This window comes from Streptomyces sp. NPDC043952, from assembly GCF_056435325.1.
On record NZ_JBWKES010000019.1, the window covers coordinates 15597 to 32288 of the forward strand.

General features: G+C 70.6%; 15 protein-coding genes and 1 pseudogene. 7 read left to right on the forward strand and 9 right to left on the reverse strand.

The window, feature by feature from the left end:
• The 5 genes from pgl to tkt form a co-directional block, all read right to left on the reverse strand.
• The coding region (gene pgl, locus AC069R_RS21820) for a 6-phosphogluconolactonase (protein WP_478768475.1) at window positions 1-765 on the reverse strand (765 nt) is incomplete at its 3' end.
• Entirely contained in the window at window positions 762-1847 is a 1086-nt protein-coding gene (gene opcA, locus AC069R_RS21825; protein ID WP_478768476.1) for a glucose-6-phosphate dehydrogenase assembly protein OpcA, read from the reverse strand. The genes pgl and opcA, both read right to left, overlap by 4 nt.
• Window positions 1844-3382 carry a glucose-6-phosphate dehydrogenase gene (zwf, locus tag AC069R_RS21830; RefSeq protein ID WP_397986534.1) on the reverse strand — a complete coding sequence of 513 codons (1539 nt, stop codon included), beginning with the start codon at window positions 3380-3382 and terminating at the stop codon, window positions 1844-1846. The genes opcA and zwf overlap by 4 nt, the downstream gene beginning before the upstream one ends.
• 1 nt (window position 3383) lies before the next feature.
• Window positions 3384-4502, reverse strand: coding sequence for a transaldolase (gene tal / locus AC069R_RS21835; RefSeq protein WP_478768477.1), 1119 nt, complete (start codon window positions 4500-4502; stop codon window positions 3384-3386).
• A gap of 33 nt (window positions 4503-4535) precedes the next feature.
• Complete coding sequence (gene tkt / locus AC069R_RS21840; RefSeq protein ID WP_478768478.1) at window positions 4536-6623, reverse strand: transketolase; 2088 nt, start codon at window positions 6621-6623, stop codon at window positions 4536-4538.
• A gap of 435 nt (window positions 6624-7058) precedes the next feature.
• Between tkt and AC069R_RS21845 the strand changes: the two genes are divergently transcribed.
• The 3 genes and pseudogenes from AC069R_RS21845 (at window position 7059) to AC069R_RS21855 (ending at window position 9163) form a co-directional block, all read left to right on the forward strand.
• Entirely contained in the window at window positions 7059-8015 is a 957-nt protein-coding gene (locus AC069R_RS21845; protein WP_478768579.1) for a heme o synthase, read from the forward strand.
• 89 nt (window positions 8016-8104) lie between these two features.
• Window positions 8105-8425, forward strand: a complete 321-nt coding sequence (locus AC069R_RS21850) for a hypothetical protein (protein ID WP_397986537.1) — start codon at window positions 8105-8107, stop codon at window positions 8423-8425.
• A gap of 103 nt (window positions 8426-8528) precedes the next feature.
• Window positions 8529-9163: pseudogene (locus AC069R_RS21855) on the forward strand (nucleotidyltransferase).
• A gap of 23 nt (window positions 9164-9186) precedes the next feature.
• Here the strand turns inward: AC069R_RS21855 and AC069R_RS21860 are convergent.
• From AC069R_RS21860 to AC069R_RS21875, 4 genes are read right to left on the reverse strand one after another with little or no spacing between them, the layout of a single operon-like run.
• Window positions 9187-10197 (reverse strand): COX15/CtaA family protein, encoded by a 1011-nt coding sequence (locus AC069R_RS21860; RefSeq protein ID WP_478768479.1) that lies wholly within the window; start codon window positions 10195-10197, stop codon window positions 9187-9189.
• A 58-nt stretch (window positions 10198-10255) separates the two neighbouring features.
• Window positions 10256-11029, reverse strand: a complete 774-nt coding sequence (locus tag AC069R_RS21865) for an ABC transporter permease (protein ID WP_478768480.1) — start codon at window positions 11027-11029, stop codon at window positions 10256-10258.
• Window positions 11026-11949: an ABC transporter ATP-binding protein gene (locus AC069R_RS21870; RefSeq protein ID WP_478768481.1), complete on the reverse strand. Its 924-nt coding sequence runs from the start codon at window positions 11947-11949 to the stop codon at window positions 11026-11028. Before AC069R_RS21870 ends, AC069R_RS21865 begins: the two co-directional genes overlap by 4 nt.
• Before the next feature lie 30 nt (window positions 11950-11979).
• Window positions 11980-12795 carry an AAC(3) family N-acetyltransferase gene (locus tag AC069R_RS21875; protein ID WP_478768482.1) on the reverse strand — a complete coding sequence of 272 codons (816 nt, stop codon included), beginning with the start codon at window positions 12793-12795 and terminating at the stop codon, window positions 11980-11982.
• Between the two features lie 182 nt (window positions 12796-12977).
• On the opposite strand from AC069R_RS21875, the gene AC069R_RS21880 reads away from it, so the two are divergent.
• Genes AC069R_RS21880 through AC069R_RS21895 form a run of 4 tightly spaced genes read left to right on the forward strand, consistent with a single transcriptional unit; the run spans window position 12978 to window position 16686 of the window.
• Entirely contained in the window at window positions 12978-13712 is a 735-nt protein-coding gene (locus AC069R_RS21880) for a helix-turn-helix transcriptional regulator (RefSeq protein WP_478768483.1), read from the forward strand.
• The gene (sufB, locus tag AC069R_RS21885; protein ID WP_355323241.1) at window positions 13709-15130 is read left to right on the forward strand and encodes a Fe-S cluster assembly protein SufB; all 1422 of its coding nucleotides are present in this window, start codon (window positions 13709-13711) and stop codon (window positions 15128-15130) included. Before AC069R_RS21880 ends, sufB begins: the two co-directional genes overlap by 4 nt.
• 57 nt (window positions 15131-15187) lie before the next feature.
• Window positions 15188-16372, forward strand: coding sequence for a Fe-S cluster assembly protein SufD (sufD, locus tag AC069R_RS21890; RefSeq protein ID WP_478768484.1), 1185 nt, complete (start codon window positions 15188-15190; stop codon window positions 16370-16372).
• The gene (locus AC069R_RS21895) at window positions 16369-16686 is read left to right on the forward strand and encodes a bifunctional 3-phenylpropionate/cinnamic acid dioxygenase ferredoxin subunit (RefSeq protein WP_397986545.1); all 318 of its coding nucleotides are present in this window, start codon (window positions 16369-16371) and stop codon (window positions 16684-16686) included. Before sufD ends, AC069R_RS21895 begins: the two co-directional genes overlap by 4 nt.
• Window positions 16687-16692 lie beyond the last annotated feature (6 nt).

The following is a 16692-nucleotide window of genomic DNA, read 5'->3' on the forward strand; positions in this document are numbered from 1 at the left end:
ACCCCCCACCGAAGAGGGGATCGCGCGGCGGAACCCACCGCTGCCAGAACGACCGCACCCCCCCCCCCTCGCCCCCGCGGCCGGGGCCTGGATCTCGCCCGCGCCGGACAGGGCGATGGCCGCCGCCTCCGCCTTGTCCTCGCCCGCCGCGAGCAGCCAGACCTCACGGGCCGAGCGGATCGCGGGCAGGGTGAGCGAAATCCGGGTCGGCGGCGGCTTGGGCGCGCCGTGCACGCCCACCACCGCCCGCTCGGTCTCCCGGACAGCCGGCAGCTCCGGAAAGAGCGAAGCCACATGGGTGTCCGGGCCGACGCCCAGCATCAGCACGTCGAAGGTGGGCACCGAGCCGTGGTTCTCCGGCCCGGCCGCCTTCGCCAGCTCCGCCGCGTACGCCTCGGCCGCCGCCTCGACGTCCGTGCCGTACGGCCCGTCGGAGGCGGGCATGGCGTGCACCCGCGCCGGATCCAGCGGGACGGAGTCCAGCAGGGCCGCGCGTGCCTGGGTGACATTGCGCTCCGGATCGCCCTCGGGCAGATAGCGCTCGTCGCCCCACCACAGGTCCAGACGGGTCCAGTCGATGGCGTCCCGTGCCGGGGCCGCGGCCAGGGCGGCCAGCAGGCCGTTGCCGTTGCGGCCGCCGGTGAGGACCACGGACGCGGTGCCACGGGAGGCCTGCGCGTCCACGATCTTCGTGATCAGGCGGGCCGCGGCGGCCTGGGCCATCAGTTCCTTGTCGCGGTGGACGACCAGCTGGGGGGTGCTCACTTCGCCGTCGCCTTCCTGGAGGGTGCCTTCTTCGCGGTCCTGGACGCCGCCTTCTTCGCGGGCGCCTTGGCCGCCTCCTCGACGGGCGCCGGCTCGGCGACCCCGGTCCCCTCGCCGGCAGTCCCGGCGGGCGCCTCGTCGGCCCCCTGCTCCGGAACCGTGTGCAGCCGGTCCACCCCGTACCGCAGCGCCGACGCGTAGGTGTCGTCCGGGTCCAGCCGGCGCAGCTCCTCCGCGATCAGCTCGGCGGTGTCGCGCCGCTTGAGCGCCACCGCCCGCGCCGGCTGCCCCTTGATGGACAGCGTGGCCAGTGAGCCGTCCGCGCGGTCCAGGGTGATCGGGCCGCAGGTGGTCTCCATGCGGACGCCGGTCAGGCCGGGTCCCGCGGACGGGGAGCGCCGTACCGGCACGTCCAGCCGGTCCGCGAGCCACATCGCCAGCAGCTCGCAGCTCGGGTTGAACTCCTCGCCCTCCACCTCGACCGCCTGCACCTCGCAGGTGACCTGGTCCAGGGCGGCCGCCAGCATCGAGCGCCAGGGCGTGATCCGGGTCCAGGACAGATCGGTGTCGCCGGGGGTGTAGGCGGCGGCGCGGGCCGCGAGCTCCCGTACCGGCTCCTCGGCGGCGTAGGTGTCGGTGACCCTGCGCTGCGCCAGCGCGCCGAGCGGGTCCTTGGCCGGGTCCAGCGGGGCGTTCACCGGCCACCACACGACCACCGGGGCGTCCGGCAGCAGCAGCGGCAGCACGACCGAGTCGGCGTGCTGGGACACCTCGCCGTACAGCCGCAGCATGACCGTCTCGCCGGTGCCGGCGTCCGCGCCGACCCGCACCTCGGCGTCGAGGCGCGAGGTGGTGCGGTCGCGCGGGGTGCGGGAGATCCGCTTGATGACCACCAGCGTGCGCGAGGGATGCTCCAGCGAGGCGTCGTCGGCGGCCTTCAGCGCGTCGTACGCGTTCTCCTCGTCGGTGACGATGACGAGGGTCAGGACCATGCCGACGGCGGGGGTGCCGATGGCCCGGCGCCCCCGCACGAGCGCCTTGTTGATCTCGCCGGCGGTGGTGTCGGTCAGGTCTATCTTCATGGCCTGCGCCAGCTCCGTCCGTCTCGTGCGAGCATCTCGTCCGCCTCGGCGGGGCCCCAGGTGCCCGACTGGTACTGCGCGGGCCTGCCGTGCTTGTCCCAGTACTGCTCGATCGGGTCGAGGATCTTCCAGGACAGCTCGACCTCCTCCGTGCGCGGGAAGAGGTTGGCGTCGCCGAGCAGCACGTCCAGGATCAGCCGCTCGTACGCCTCCGGGCTGGACTCCGTGAACGACTCGCCGTAGGCGAAGTCCATGGACACGTCCCGGATCTCCATCGAGGTGCCCGGCACCTTGGAGCCGAAGCGGACCGTGATGCCCTCGTCCGGCTGGACGCGGATCACGATCGCGTTCTGTCCCAGCTCCTCCGTCGCCGTGTGGTCGAAGGGGGAGTGCGGGGCCCGCTGGAAGACGACGGCGATCTCCGTCACCCGGCGGCCGAGCCGCTTGCCGGTGCGCAGATAGAACGGGACGCCCGCCCAGCGGCGGTTGTCGATGCCCACCTTGATCGCCGCGTACGTGTCGGTCTTCGACTTCGGGTCGATGCCGTCCTCTTCGAGGTAGCCGATGACCTTCTCGCCGCCCTGCCAGCCCGCCGCGTACTGTCCGCGCACGGTGCCCTTGCCCAGGTCCTTCGGCAGCCGTACGGCGCCGAGCACCTTGGTCTTCTCCGCGGCCAGCGCCTGCGCGTCGAAGGAGGCGGGCTCCTCCATCGCGGTCAGCGCGAGCAGCTGGAGCAGGTGGTTCTGGATGACGTCACGGGCGGCGCCGATGCCGTCGTAGTAGCCGGCCCGGCCGCCGATGCCGATGTCCTCGGCCATGGTGATCTGCACATGGTCCACGAAGGACCGGTTCCAGATCGGCTCGAACATCGTGTTGGCGAAGCGCAGCGCCAGGATGTTCTGGACGGTCTCCTTGCCGAGGTAGTGGTCGATCCGGAAGACCTGGTCCGGGGCGAACACCTCGTGCACGATGGCGTTCAGTTCCTCGGCCGACTTCAGATCGTGCCCGAACGGCTTCTCGATGACCGCGCGCCGCCAGGAACCGCCGGACTGGTCGGCCAGTCCGTGCTTCTTCAGCTGCTGGATGACCACCGGGAAGGAGCGCGGCGGCACCGACAGGTAGAAGGCGAAGTTGCCGCCCGTACCCTGCGCCTTGTCCAGCTCCTCGATGGTGGAGCGCAGCCGCTCGAACGCCTCGTCGTCGTCGAAGGTGCCCTGCACGAAGCGCATCCCCTGGATGAGCTGCTGCCAGACCTCTTCACGGAACGGCGTACGGGCGTGCGCCTTGACGGCGTCGTGGACCTCCTGCGCGAAGTCCTCGTTCGCCCACTCGCGGCGGGCGAAGCCCACCAGCGAGAAGCCCGGCGGCAGCAGACCCCGGTTGGCGAGGTCGTACACCGCGGGCATCAGCTTCTTGCGCGACAGGTCGCCCGTGACCCCGAAGATGACCAGACCCGACGGCCCCGCGATGCGCGGGAGCCGTCGGTCGGCCGGGTCACGGAGCGGGTTCGCTCCGGATCCCGAAACGGGTGACAAGTCAGCCCTCCGAAGGAGCGAGGCGCTCGAGCTCCGCCTGGGTGGACTTCAGCAGGTCGTTCCAGGACGTCTCGAACTTGTCGACGCCCTCGTCCTCCAGCACCTGTACGACCTCGTCGTACGAGATGCCGATCTTCTCCAGCGCGTCCAGGTCGGCGCGGGCCTCGGCGTAGGTGCCGGTGACCGCGTCGCCGCGGATCTCGCCGTGGTCGTCGGTGGCCTCCAGGGTGGCCTCCGGCATGGTGTTGACCGTGTTCGGCGCGACCAGTTCCTCGACGTACATGGTGTCCTTGTACGCCGGGTCCTTCACACCGGTGGAGGCCCACAGCGGACGCTGCTTGTGGGCGCCCGCGTTCTCCAGCGCGTTCCAGCGGTCGGAGGAGAAGACCTCCTCGTACGCCTGGTAGGCGAGGCGCGCGTTGGCCACGCCGGCCTTGCCGCGCAGCGCCTTGGCCTCGTCGGTGCCCATCTCGTCGATGCGGCGGTCGATCTCGGTGTCCACGCGGGACACGAAGAAGGACGCCACCGAGCGGATCTTCGACAGGTCCAGGCCGCGCTCCCTGGCCTTCTCCAGGCCGGAGAGGTACGCGTCCATGACCAGGCGGTAGCGCTCCAGGGAGAAGATCAGCGTGACGTTGACGCTGATGCCCAGGCCGATGACCTCGGTGATCGCCGGCAGACCCGCCTGGGTGGCCGGGATCTTGATCAGGGTGTTGGGGCGGTCCACCAGCCAGGCCAGCTGCTTGGCCTCGGCGACGGTCGCCTTGGTGTTGTGCGCGAGGCGGGGGTCCACCTCGATGGAGACCCGGCCGTCCTGGCCGTCCGTGGCGTCGAAGACCGGGCGCAGGATGTCGGCGGCGTCGCGGACGTCCGCCGTGGTGATCATGCGGATGGCCTCTTCCACGGTGACCTTGCGGGCGGCGAGGTCGGAGACCTGCTGGTCGTAGCCGTCGCCTTGCGAGATCGCCTTCTGGAAGATCGTCGGGTTCGTGGTGACGCCCACGACGTGCTGCTGGTCGATCAGCTCGGCGAGGTTGCCGGACGTGATCCGCTTGCGCGACAGGTCGTCCAGCCAGATCGCGACGCCTTCGTCGGAAAGGCGCTTGAGTGCGTCTGTCATGGAATTACATCTCCTACGTGTCGTATATGGGCGTCAGCGCTGGGCGGCGGCGATGGATTCCCGGGCCTTCGCGGCCACGTTCTCCGCGGTGAAGCCGAACTCCTGGAAGAGGACCTTGCCGTCGGCGGACGCACCGAAGTGCTCCAGGGAAACGATGCGGCCGGCGTCCCCGACATACTTGTGCCAGGTCAGCCCGATCCCCGCCTCCACGGCGACACGGGCCTTCACGGACGGCGGCAGCACGGAGTCCCGGTACCCCTGGTCCTGCTGCTCGAACCACTCGACCGACGGCATGGACACGACCCGCGTCGGAACGCCGTCGGCCTGAAGCCGCTCACGCGCCTCGACGGCCACGTGCACCTCGGAGCCGGTGGCGATCAGGATGACCTCGGGCTCGCCGCCCTCCGCCTCGAACAGGACGTAACCGCCCTTCGCGGCGTCCTCGTTGGGCTCGTACGTCGGCACGCCCTGGCGGGTCAGCGCGAAGCCGTGCGGCTGGCCCTTGCCGTATTCCTTGGTGTAGCGCTTGAGGACCTCGCGCCAGGCGATCGCGGTCTCGTTGGCGTCCGCCGGGCGCACGATGTTCAGGCCCGGAATGGCGCGCAGCGAGGCCAGGTGCTCGACCGGCTGGTGGGTGGGGCCGTCCTCGCCGAGACCGATGGAGTCGTGCGTCCACACGTACGTCACCGGCAGGTGCATCAGGGCCGACAGGCGCACGGCGTTGCGCATGTAGTCGGAGAAGACGAGGAAGGTGCCGCCGTAGACACGGGTGTTGCCGTGCAGCGTGATGCCGTTCAGCTCGGCGCCCATGGAGTGCTCGCGGATGCCGAAGTGGATCGTACGGCCGTACGGGTCGGCCTCCGGCAGCGGGTTGCCCTCGGGCAGGAAGGAGCTGGCCTTGTCGATCGTGGTGTTGTTGGAGCCGGCGAGGTCGGCGGAGCCGCCCCACAGCTCGGGGATCACCGGGCCGAGCGCCTGGAGCACCTTGCCGGAGGCGGCACGCGTGGCGACCGACTTGCCGGGCTCGAAGACCGGGATCTTCTCCTCCCAGCCGGTGGGCAGCTCGCCCTTGGCGATGCGGTCGAACTCGGCGGCGCGCTCGGGGTTGTCGTCCCGCCACACCTGGAGCGCCTTCTCCCACTCGGCCTTCGCGCGGGCGCCGCGTTCCAGGGCCTTGCGGGTGTGCGCGATCACGTCGTCCTCGACGGCGAAGGACTTCTCCGGGTCGAAGCCGAGGACGCGCTTGGTGGCCGCGACCTCGTCCGCGCCGAGCGCCGAGCCGTGCGCGGCCTCGGTGTTCTGGGCGTTCGGGGCCGGCCAGGCGATGATCGAGCGCATCGCGATGAAGGAGGGCCGGTCGGTGACCTGCTTGGCCTCCTGGATCGCGGCGTAGATCGCCGCCGGGTCCAGGTCGCCGTCCGCCTTCGGCTCCACGCGCTGCACATGCCAGCCGTAGGCCTCGTAGCGCTTGACGGTGTCCTCGGAGACGGCCGTCTCGGTGTCGCCCTCGATCGAGATGTGGTTGTCGTCCCACAGCAGGATCAGGTTGCCGAGCTTCTGGTGGCCGGCCAGCGAGGACGCCTCGGCGGAGATGCCCTCCTGGAGGCAGCCGTCACCGGCGATGCAGTAGATGAAGTGGTCGAACGGCGACTCGCCCTGAGGGGCCTCCGGGTCGAACAGACCGCGCTCGTAGCGGGCGGCCATCGCCATGCCCACCGCGTTGGCCACACCCTGGCCCAGCGGGCCCGTGGTGGTCTCGACGCCCTTGGTGTGCCCGTACTCCGGGTGGCCCGGAGTCTTCGAGCCCCAGGTGCGGAAGGACTCCAGGTCCGCCAGCTCCAGGCCGAAGCCGGCCAGGTAGAGCTGGGTGTAGAGGGTCAGGGAGGAGTGGCCGGCGGACAGCACGAAGCGGTCGCGCCCCACCCACTCCGGGTCGGCCGGGTCGTGCCGCATCACCTTCTGGAAGAGGGTGTAGGCGGCGGGGGCCAGGCTCATCGCCGTACCGGGATGGCCGTTGCCGACCTTCTGTACGGCGTCGGCGGCCAGGACTCGGGCGGTGTCCACGGCCCGCTGGTCCAGGTCGGTCCACTCAAGGTCTGTGGTGGTCGGCTTGGTGCTCACCCTGGGTCAGGGCTCCTCTCCACATGTCGTTCGCCGGTCCTGGGGCACGCGCCCACCCGGCCGCCGGCGTGCTTCTGCCCGCCGGACGTTGTCGAGCCTACCCTCGTAAGGACGTGCGTTTTCGCGGGTGTTTCCAGACTGCCGGGCATCGACGGGATCCGCCTCCCGACTGGGCGAGACGGCATTTGGCACATGAATAAAGGGGTGCTCATCTGACCGCTCAAAAGAGTGGTGGGGGGCCTCTTTTGGGATCTCTGATAAAGGGGTGTTCCGGGAAGTCGACGGGACTCCCGCGGGAGCCCGTCCGTGTGACCGCCAACACGACCCCACCCCCGCGAAGGCCGGGGTATGGGCAACGTCTAAAGTGGCGTGGTACGCGCGAGCCCTTATGAAGACCTCATCCGGGGGAGGCTCGCTGGGATGTCTCTGTCAGGGGTGTGCGTGACGGCCGTCGAATCCCGTCCAGCTGCCGTGCTCGGTGGTACGAACCCGAGCCCGGCCCACCGGCCGTTCGGGGCCCGTGTCAAGGCATTCGTGGCGCTGACCAAGCCGCGGATCATCGAGCTGCTGCTCATCACCACCGTGCCGGTGATGTTCCTGGCGCAGCAGGGTGTGCCCGACCTGAAGCTGGTGCTGCTGACCTGCCTCGGCGGCTACCTCTCCGCGGGCGGCGCCAACGCGCTGAACATGTACATCGACCGCGACATCGACGCCGTCATGGACCGCACCTCGCAGCGGCCGCTGGTGACCGGCATGGTCAGCCCGCGCGAGTGCCTGGCCTTCGGCATCGCGCTCGGGGTCGTCTCCACGCTGCTATTCGGGCTCACCGTCAACTGGCTCAGCGCCTGGCTGTCGCTGGGTGCCCTGCTGTTCTACGTCGTCGTCTACACGATGATCCTCAAGCGCCGCACCGCGCAGAACATCGTCTGGGGCGGCATCGCGGGCTGTCTGCCGGTGCTGATCGGCTGGTCCGCGGTCACGGACTCGATGTCCTGGGCACCGGTCATCCTCTTCCTGGTGATGTTCTTCTGGACGCCGCCGCACTACTGGCCGCTGTCGATGAAGGTCAAGGACGACTACGCGCGCGCCGGAGTGCCGATGCTCCCGGTGATCGCCTCCAACAAGGTGGTGGCCCGGCAGATCGTCATCTACAGCTGGGTGATGGTCGCCGTCTCGCTGCTGCTCACCCCGCTGGGGTACACGGGCTGGTTCTACACGGTCGTGGCCCTCGCGGCCGGCGGCTTCTGGCTCTGGGAGGCGCACGGGCTCCAGAACCGGGCGAAGGCCGAGGTCACCGGCGCGAAGCTCAAGGAGATGCGGCTGTTCCACTGGTCGATCACCTATGTGTCGATCCTCTTCGTCGCCGTCGCGGTGGACCCGTTCCTGCGCTGACGCACCTGCTTCCCGGCGGGAGGGGCGCGTGGTCAAGGCCACGCACCCCTCCCGTCGCCGTTTGATCTACTCGTCGGTAGCATCCAGGCATGGCAGACACGCAGCAGGTTGACGCGAAGGCCGAGCGCACGGTGGCCCGGCTCGCCCGGAGGATCAGCGCCTTCTCCAAGGCCCACGGCGGCGCGGAGGGGCAGGTGGCGTACATCGGTGAGCGCGGGGCGCGAATCGTGCTCGTCGGCGAGGACGGCGGCTGGGGCGATGTGGTGGCCCCCTCCTACGCGATCGCCGAACAGGCGGTGGCGAAGGCCGGAATCACCGTGCACGAGGCGTTTGACGGGGAGTTCGCGGCGAAGGTGACGACCGGGCCGTACGAGTGGAAGCGGATGGCGGGGATCCAGCTCGGGGGCTGATCCACGAGCCGGCCACGGGAGCGCCGCGGTGTGCGCCCGCGCGGCGCAGCCGTATGCCGAATACCGCCCCGCGCGCCCCAGGGGGAGCGCCACACTGGGCGGCATGCGGACAAAAGCCCTGCCCGGATGTTTTCTCGACGCCCTCACACCGTTGCGCCCCCGTGCCGTCCGGGCGCACGGCTCGCTCGCCGGCGGTGACTACCAGGAGGGTCGCAGCGATCTCGATCTGATCGCGGTGCTTCCGGCGCCGCCGGGTCTGAAGACCGTACGACGGGTCGTATCCCCGCACCGGCGGCTGCGCCGGGAGCCGCTCGCCGCGAAGCTGCACTGTGGCTGTCTCGCCCCAGCCGACCTCGACGATCCGGGCTGGGCGCATCTCACCCAGGCGCACGGCCATGTGCTGCGCCGCCCGGTCACCCCCGTCACCCGGCGCGAGCTGCACGCCTTCGGCCGGGTGCTGCACGGGGAGGCGCCAGGACATCTGGGGCGACCTCGGGCTGCTGACCTTCGCTCAGGGCGACCGTGACCCTGTGCGGGGGACGGCTGATCTCCAAGCGGGAGGCCCTGGCCGAGCTGCCGGACCGCGGCGCGCCCGCCGAGGTCGTCGAGGACATCACCCGCAGGCGGTACGGGGATCCCGTTCTGGCCGGTGACGACACCTGGCTCACCCGGCGCGCCGAACTGACCCGCGCCTATCTGGGCCCGGCGATCGACGCGCTGGTCGCCGGGTACAAGTGAGCGAGGCCGATCGAGGGGGTGCGTCAGGCGTTCGTGGGAACCGTGGCCCCGGCCGCGGGCTCGGGCATCCCGAGCTCCGCCTCCGGGCGCTCGCGCAGCGCCAGCAGGACCCGCAGGACGCCGATCCACACCAGGCAGGAACCGAGCATGTGGACGCCGACCAGCAGCTCGGGCAGGTGCGTGAAGTACTGGACGTAGCCGATGATGCCCTGAGCCAGCAGGATCAGGAACAGCTCCCGAGTGCGGGCCAGCGGGCCGTGCGGGGCGTCGACGGCCTTGAGGATGAACCACAGGGCGAACGTCAGCGTCACCACGATCCACGCGAGCACCGCGTGCAGCTTGGCCACCGTCTCCCAGTCGATCGGGATGCGCTGCACATCGCTGGAGTCGCCCGCGTGCGGGCCCGCGCCGGTGACCACCGTGCCGACCGCGATGAGCAGCACGGCCGCGACCACCAGGAACCACACCAGCTGCACCACGGCCTTGCCGACCAGCGGCCGGGGGGCCGCGTCGCCCTCGCGGGTGCGCTGCCACATCACCAGGGCGACCGTGGTCAGCGCGGCCGCCAGCAGGAAGTGCGCGGCGACGGTGTACGGGTTGAGGCCGACCAGCACCACGATGCCGCCGAGCACCGCGTTGCCCATCACCAGCCAGAACTGCGCCCAGCCGAGCCGGGTCAGGCCCCGACGGCGCGGCTTCTCGGAGCGGGCGGCGACGATCGCCCAGCCGACCGCCGCGCACAGCACGTAGGTCAGCATGCGATTGCCGAACTCGATGGCGCTGTGATAGCTCAGCGCCTGCGTCGGCGTCAGCGAGCCGTCGGTGCACTCGGGCCAGGTCGGGCAGCCGAGGCCCGAGCTGGTCAGCCGCACGGCACCGCCGGTGACGACGATGGCCACCGACATCACGAGCGCGGCGAGGGCCGCCCGCTGCACGGTCCCCGGTTTCGGGGTCCAGCGGTCGGCGATGAAGGCGAGCGGATTACGCAGGGCCGCTACGGCGTCGGCGCGGTTCAGCTTTGGCACGCCCACCATCGTAGGCCGCCGCTTGTGCACGCTTTCACGAGGGTCCCGTCCGGCGCCGTGCCGTCGCTCACTCCCAGCGGAAGAACTTCCCCGCCGCCGCGAGCCCCACGACCGCCCACACCGCGAGGATCCCGAGGTCCCCCCAGGGCATTCCGGCGCCGTGCTGGAGCACGTCCCGCAGGCCGCCGGAGAGCGCGGAGATGGGCAGCAGACCCAGGACGTGCTGACCGGCCGCGCCGAACTTGTCCAGCGGCACGATGACCCCGCCGCCGACGAGCAGCAGCAGGAACACCAGGTTGGCCGCGGCCAGCGTCGCCTCCGCCTTCAGGGTGCCGGCCATCAGCAGCCCGAGCCCGGAGAAGGCGGCGGTGCCGAGGATCAGCAGCAGGAGTACGGCGGCGGGGTCGCCGTGCGGGGACCAGCCGAGCGCCAGGGCGATCACCGTCAGCAGGATCACCTGAAGCACCTCGGTGACCAGCACGGACGCCGTCTTAGCGGTCATCAGGGCCCAGCGCGGCAGCGGCGAGGCGGCGAGCCGCTTGAGCACGCCGTAGCGGCGCTCGAAGCCGGTGGCGATGGCCTGCCCGGTGAACGCGGTCGACATCACGGCGAGGGCGAGGATGCCCGGCGCGAGGAAGTCGACGGCCTTGCCCTTGCCGGTGTCCACGATGTCCACGGAGCTGAACAGCACGAGCAGCAGGGTGGGGATGACGACCGTCAGCAGCAGCTGCTCGCCGTTGCGCAGCAGCATCTTCGTCTCCAGGGCCGCCTGCGCCGCGATCATGCGGGGCAGCGGCGCGGCCCCCGGCTTGGGCGCGTACGTACCCGGCGCGGTGGTCATGAGCGCAGCTCCTTGCCGGTCAGTTCGAGAAAGACGTCTTCCAGGGTGTGCCGTTCGACCGAGATGCGGTCCGGCATCACCCCGTGCTGGGCGCACCAGGAGGTCACGGTGGCCAGCAGCTGCGGGTCGATCCTGCCGACGACCCGGTAGGCGCCCGGAGTCAGCTCGGCGGCCGTGCAGCCGTCCGGGAGCGCCTTGAGCAGGGAGCCGACGTCGAGGCCGGGGCGGCCGGTGAAGCGCAGGGTGTTCTCGGCGCCGCCCTTGCACAGCTCCTCCGGGGAGCCCTGGGCGATGACCTTGCCGCCGTCGATGATCGCGACGTCGTCGGCGAGCTGTTCGGCCTCGTCCATGTGGTGCGTGGTGAGGATGACCGAGACGCCGTCGGCGCGCAGGTCCTTCACCAGGTCCCAGGTGGCCCGGCGGGCCTGCGGGTCGAGGCCGGCGGTCGGCTCGTCCAGGAAGACCAGTTCCGGGCGGCCGACGACGGCCATGGCGAGCGCGAGGCGCTGCTGCTGGCCGCCGGAGAGCCGGCGGTAGGAGGTGCGGCCGCAGCTGCCGAGGCCGAGCCGTTCGATCAGGGCGGGCACGTCCAGCGGGTGGGCGTGCAGCTTGGCGACATGGCGCAGCATTTCGTCCGCGCGGGCGCCGGAGTACACGCCGCCGGACTGGAGCATCACGCCGATCCGGGGCCGCAGCTCGGCCGACTGCCGCACGGGGTCGAGGCCCAGGACGCGCACCGTGCCGGAATCCGGCTTCCGGTACCCCTCGCAGGTCTCGACCGTCGTGGTCTTGCCGGCGCCGTTGGGTCCGAGAACGGCGGTCACGCCCGCCCCGGCCTCCAGGTCGAGGCCGTCGACCGCGGTCTTCGTGCCGTACCGCTTCACCAGGGCCTGGACCTGGACGACAGGCTCACTTCGCATGGACCCGAGTCTAGGGAGAGCACTCGCCGATCAGTCGCGGGGGTGCGGGAAGCCGCGCGCGGGGGACCGGCGGGCCCTCAGCCACTCCTCGGCGTAGGCCACGGCGTCCGCCACTGGGAACAGCCGGGCGTCGGCGGCGCCCACCTCGCCCCGTACGACGGGACGCGCCCGCTCGAAGTCGCGGCCCAGCTCCCCGAACGGCTCGGAGGTGATCGACACCTCGGTCACCGTCTCCCAGCCGCCGCCCGGCGCGGGCCTGCCGACCCGGACGAGCGGGCCGGGCACGCGGTATTCGGCCAGGTGGAAGGCGGTGCAGGTGTCGTAGCCCGCGCCGAGCAGCAGGACGCGGGCGCCCAGTTCCTCCAGGCGGGCCAGCGGGCTTCGCTCGCCGAGCCGGCAGTCGGGGGCGTGGGCCTCGGTGATCTCCCGCGCGCGGGGGCCGACGGCCGCGAAGGAGGTCTGCGGGTGCGCGCTGCGCACTGCGCCGGGCCAGGTCCGCACGGTCTCCGGGATCACCCCGACGCCGCGGGTGGGGGTGGTGCGGGGGTCGTACGGCGGCATGGTGGCCCGGATCCGGTCCCACCACTGCTCGGGCACCGGCGGGTTCCCCCACAGGGCCGGGTCGGAGAGGTCGGCGGACTGGGCGGGGACGACCAGGGTGCCGTGGGGACCGAGGGCGTCGAGGAGCCCCTGGACGACCGCCACGGCCCCGCCGTTCACCCATCCGAGGGAACTCAGGGACGAATGTGCGAGAAGAGTCTCGCCGGGGGTGACACCGAGCATCCGCAGCCCGGCGGCGATGTCGTCCCGCGTGACAAGAGGCCCGGTGGGAGGGGGTGTGGCCATGGCCGGGGAGTCTTCCGGACGGGCGGGTGAGGCGCCACCGGATTCCTCGGCGGCCGGGCTCCGGATGATCGATCAGAGATCATTTCCGCAGGTCAGATTAGGTAGACCTAAGTGATGCAGGGCACCGTCGATGATCCGCACGGCGCTTGTCAGGCCCGGATGAATTACGCAACAATGGCGTTGTGAAAAACGTCGACGAGGCTCGGGAGGCCCTCACGGGGGCCCCGCAGGAGGAGTTCGCGACCGGTGAGCGCTCCACGCGCAACCGCGTCGTGCGATCCATCCTGGACCACGGGCCCTCGACCGTCGCCGAACTCGCGGGCCGGCTGGGCCTGACCCAGGCGGCCGTCCGGCGCCATCTGGACGCACTGGCCGCGGACGACGTGGTGGAGGCCCGGGAACAGCGGGTGTACGGCACGCGCACGCGCGGCCGCCCCGCCAAGGTCTTCGCGCTCACCGACTGCGGCCGCGACGCCTTCGACCAGTCGTACGACAAGCTGGCCGCGGACGCGCTGCGCTGGATCGCCGAGCACGAGGGCGGGCCCGGCGCGGTCTCCGCCTTCGCCCGCGCCCGGATCGCCGCCCAGGCGAGGGCGTACCGCCGGGCGATCGAGAGCGCGAGCCCGGACAAGCGCGCGGAAGCACTGGCCAAGGCCTTGAGCGCGGACGGGTACGCTGCTACGGCGCGCAGCGCACCGGTCGGCGAGCAGCTCTGCCAGCACCACTGCCCGGTCGCCCATGTCGCGGAGCAGTACCCGCAGCTGTGCGAGGCGGAGACGGAGATCTTCGCCGAGCTGCTGGGTACCCATGTCCAGCGACTGGCGACCATCGCGCACGGCGACGGCGTCTGCACGACGTTCATTCCCAAGATTTCCACTGACGCACCTGCAAGCACGGCCGGGAGGAACCCCGCATGACTCTCCCCACGGAGACTGCCCACCCTGAGCTCGAGGGCCTGGGCAAGTACGAATACGGCTGGGCCGACTCCGACGTGGCCGGCGCCTCCGCCCGGCGCGGACTGAACGAGGACGTCGTCCGCGACATCTCCGGCAAGAAGTCGGAGCCGGAGTGGATGACCAAGCTGCGCCTCAAGGGCCTGAAGCTGTTCGAGAAGAAGCCCATGCCGAACTGGGGCTCCGACCTCTCGGGCATCGACTTCGACAACATCAAGTACTTCGTGCGGTCCACGGAGAAGCAGGCGGAGTCCTGGGAGGACCTGCCCGAGGACATCAAGAACACCTACGACAAGCTGGGCATCCCCGAGGCCGAGAAGCAGCGCCTGGTCGCCGGCGTGGCCGCCCAGTACGAGTCGGAGGTCGTCTACCACCAGATCCGCGAGGACCTGGAGGAGCAGGGCGTCATCTTCCTGGACACCGACACCGCGCTCAAGGAGCACCCGGAACTCTTCAAGGAGTACTTCGGCACGGTCATCCCGGCCGGTGACAACAAGTTCGCCGCGCTGAACACCGCCGTGTGGTCCGGCGGCTCCTTCATCTACGTGCCGAAGGGCGTGCACGTGGAGATCCCGCTCCAGGCCTACTTCCGTATCAACACGGAGAACATGGGCCAGTTCGAGCGGACCCTGATCATCGTCGACGAGGGTGCCTACGTGCACTACGTCGAGGGCTGCACCGCGCCGATCTACAAGTCGGACTCGCTGCACAGCGCCGTGGTCGAGATCATCGTCAAGAAGAACGCCCGCTGCCGCTACACGACCATCCAGAACTGGTCGAACAACGTCTACAACCTGGTCACCAAGCGCGCCGTGGCGTACGAGGGCGCGACCATGGAGTGGATCGACGGCAACATCGGCTCCAAGGTGACGATGAAGTACCCGGCCGTCTACCTGATGGGCGAGCACGCCAAGGGCGAGACCCTGTCCATCGCCTTCGCGGGCGAGGGCCAGCACCAGGACGCCGGCTCCAAGATGGTCCACATGGCGCCGAACACCTCGTCCAACATCGTGTCGAAGTCCGTGGCGCGCGGCGGCGGCCGCACCTCGTACCGCGGTCTGGTCGAGATCGGCGAGGGCGCCCACGGCTCCAAGTCGAACGTGCTGTGCGACGCGCTGCTCGTGGACACCATCTCCCGCTCCGACACGTACCCGTACGTCGACGTCCGCGAGGACGACGTGTCCATGGGCCACGAGGCGACCGTCTCCAAGGTCTCCGAGGACCAGCTGTTCTACCTGATGAGCCGCGGTCTGACCGAGTTCGAGGCGATGGCGATGATCGTGCGCGGCTTCGTCGAGCCGATCGCCAAGGAGCTGCCCATGGAGTACGCGCTCGAACTCAACCGGCTGATCGAGCTCCAGATGGAGGGCGCGGTCGGCTGACCGCCCACCGCCCCACCATCACGCCACTGACCTGAGAAAGCGAGCAATACGACAGCCATGGCTGAGGCTCAGAACATCCCCGTGGGCGCGACCACCACGGGCTCGATCGCGGTCGCCGCGGAGTCGACCGTCGCCACGCGCATGAGCGTCCCCCCGTCCTTCGACGTCGCGGACTTCCCCGTCCCGCACGGCCGCGAGGAGGAGTGGCGGTTCACCCCGCTGGAGCGCCTGCGCGGGCTGCACGACGGCACCGCCGTCGCCACCGGTGACGGCGTGAAGGTCGACGTGCAGGCCCCCGAGGGCGTCGTCGTCGAGACCGTGGGCCGCGACGACGCGCGCCTCGGCCGGGCCGGCACCCCCGTGGACCGGGTCGCCGCCCAGGCGTACTCCGCCTTCGAGCAGGCCTCGGTCGTGACCGTGCCCAAGGAGACCGTGCTCACCGAGCCGGTCCGCATCGCCGTGCACGGCCAGGGCGGCACCGCCTTCGCCCACCAGGTGATCGAGCTGGGCGCCTTCGCCGAGGCCGTGGTCGTCATCGACCACACCGGTGACGCGGTGCTCGCGGCCAATGTCGAATTCGTGCTGGGCGACGGCGCCAAGCTGACCGTCGTCTCCGTCCAGGACTGGGACGACAAGGCCGTCCACACCGCCCAGCACAACGCGCTGATCGGCCGGGACGCGTCCTTCAAGTCGGTCGTCGTCACCTTCGGCGGCGACCTCGTACGACTGCACCCGCGCGTCTCCTACGCGGGCCCCGGCGGCGAGGCCGAGCTGTACGGCCTGTACTTCACCGACGCGGGCCAGCACCAGGAGCACCGCCTGCTGGTCACCCACAACACCCCGCACTGCAAGTCGAACGTCGTCTACAAGGGCGCGCTCCAGGGCGACGACGCGCACGCGGTCTGGATCGGCGACGTGCTCATCGAGGCCAAGGCCGAGGGCACCGACACCTACGAGATGAACCGCAACCTGGTTCTCACCGACGGCGCCCGCGTCGACTCGGTGCCGAACCTGGAGATCGAGACCGGTGAGATCGTCGGCGCCGGTCACGCCTCCGCCACCGGCCGCTTCGACGACGAGCAGCTGTTCTACCTGATGGCCCGCGGCATCCCCGAGCAGGACGCCCGCCGTCTGGTGGTCCGCGGCTTCTTCGCCGAACTCGTCCAGCAGATCGGCGTCGCCGACATCGAGGAGCGCCTGCTCGTCAGGATCGAGCAGGAGCTGGAGGCCTCGGTCGCATGAGTTTCGTACGCGCCTGTGGGCTGAGCGAGCTGACGGAGGGCACCCCCAAGCGGGTGGAACTCGACGGCACGCCGGTCTCGGTCGTCCGCACCGAGGGGGAGGTGTTCGCGATCTACGACATCTGCTCCCACGCGAATGTCTCGCTCTCCGAGGGCGAGGTGGAGGACTGCCAGATCGAGTGCTGGCTGCACGGCTCCGCGTTCGACCTGCGCACCGGCAAGCCGTCCGGCCTCCCCGCGACGCGCCCCGTCCCCGTTTACCCCGTAAAGATCGAAGGGGACGACGTGCTCGTCTCCCTCACCCAGGAGTCCTGAGGCATC

Excerpts from the sequence above, each read along its gene's own strand:
- opcA (WP_478768476.1), bottom strand. The coding sequence starts at position 1,847 with ATGAAGATAGACCTGACCGACACCACCGCCGGCGAGATCAACAAGGCG.
- tal (WP_478768477.1), bottom strand. The coding sequence starts at position 4,502 with ATGACAGACGCACTCAAGCGCCTTTCCGACGAAGGCGTCGCGATCTGG.
- AC069R_RS21850 (WP_397986537.1), top strand. The coding sequence starts at position 8,105 with ATGGCAGACACGCAGCAGGTTGACGCGAAGGCCGAGCGCACGGTGGCC.
- AC069R_RS21860 (WP_478768479.1), bottom strand. The coding sequence starts at position 10,197 with ATGGTGGGCGTGCCAAAGCTGAACCGCGCCGACGCCGTAGCGGCCCTG.
- AC069R_RS21865 (WP_478768480.1), bottom strand. The coding sequence starts at position 11,029 with ATGACCACCGCGCCGGGTACGTACGCGCCCAAGCCGGGGGCCGCGCCG.
- AC069R_RS21870 (WP_478768481.1), bottom strand. The coding sequence starts at position 11,949 with ATGCGAAGTGAGCCTGTCGTCCAGGTCCAGGCCCTGGTGAAGCGGTAC.
- AC069R_RS21875 (WP_478768482.1), bottom strand. The coding sequence starts at position 12,795 with ATGGCCACACCCCCTCCCACCGGGCCTCTTGTCACGCGGGACGACATC.
- sufB (WP_355323241.1), top strand. The coding sequence starts at position 13,709 with ATGACTCTCCCCACGGAGACTGCCCACCCTGAGCTCGAGGGCCTGGGC.
- sufD (WP_478768484.1), top strand. The coding sequence starts at position 15,188 with ATGGCTGAGGCTCAGAACATCCCCGTGGGCGCGACCACCACGGGCTCG.
- AC069R_RS21895 (WP_397986545.1), top strand. The coding sequence starts at position 16,369 with ATGAGTTTCGTACGCGCCTGTGGGCTGAGCGAGCTGACGGAGGGCACC.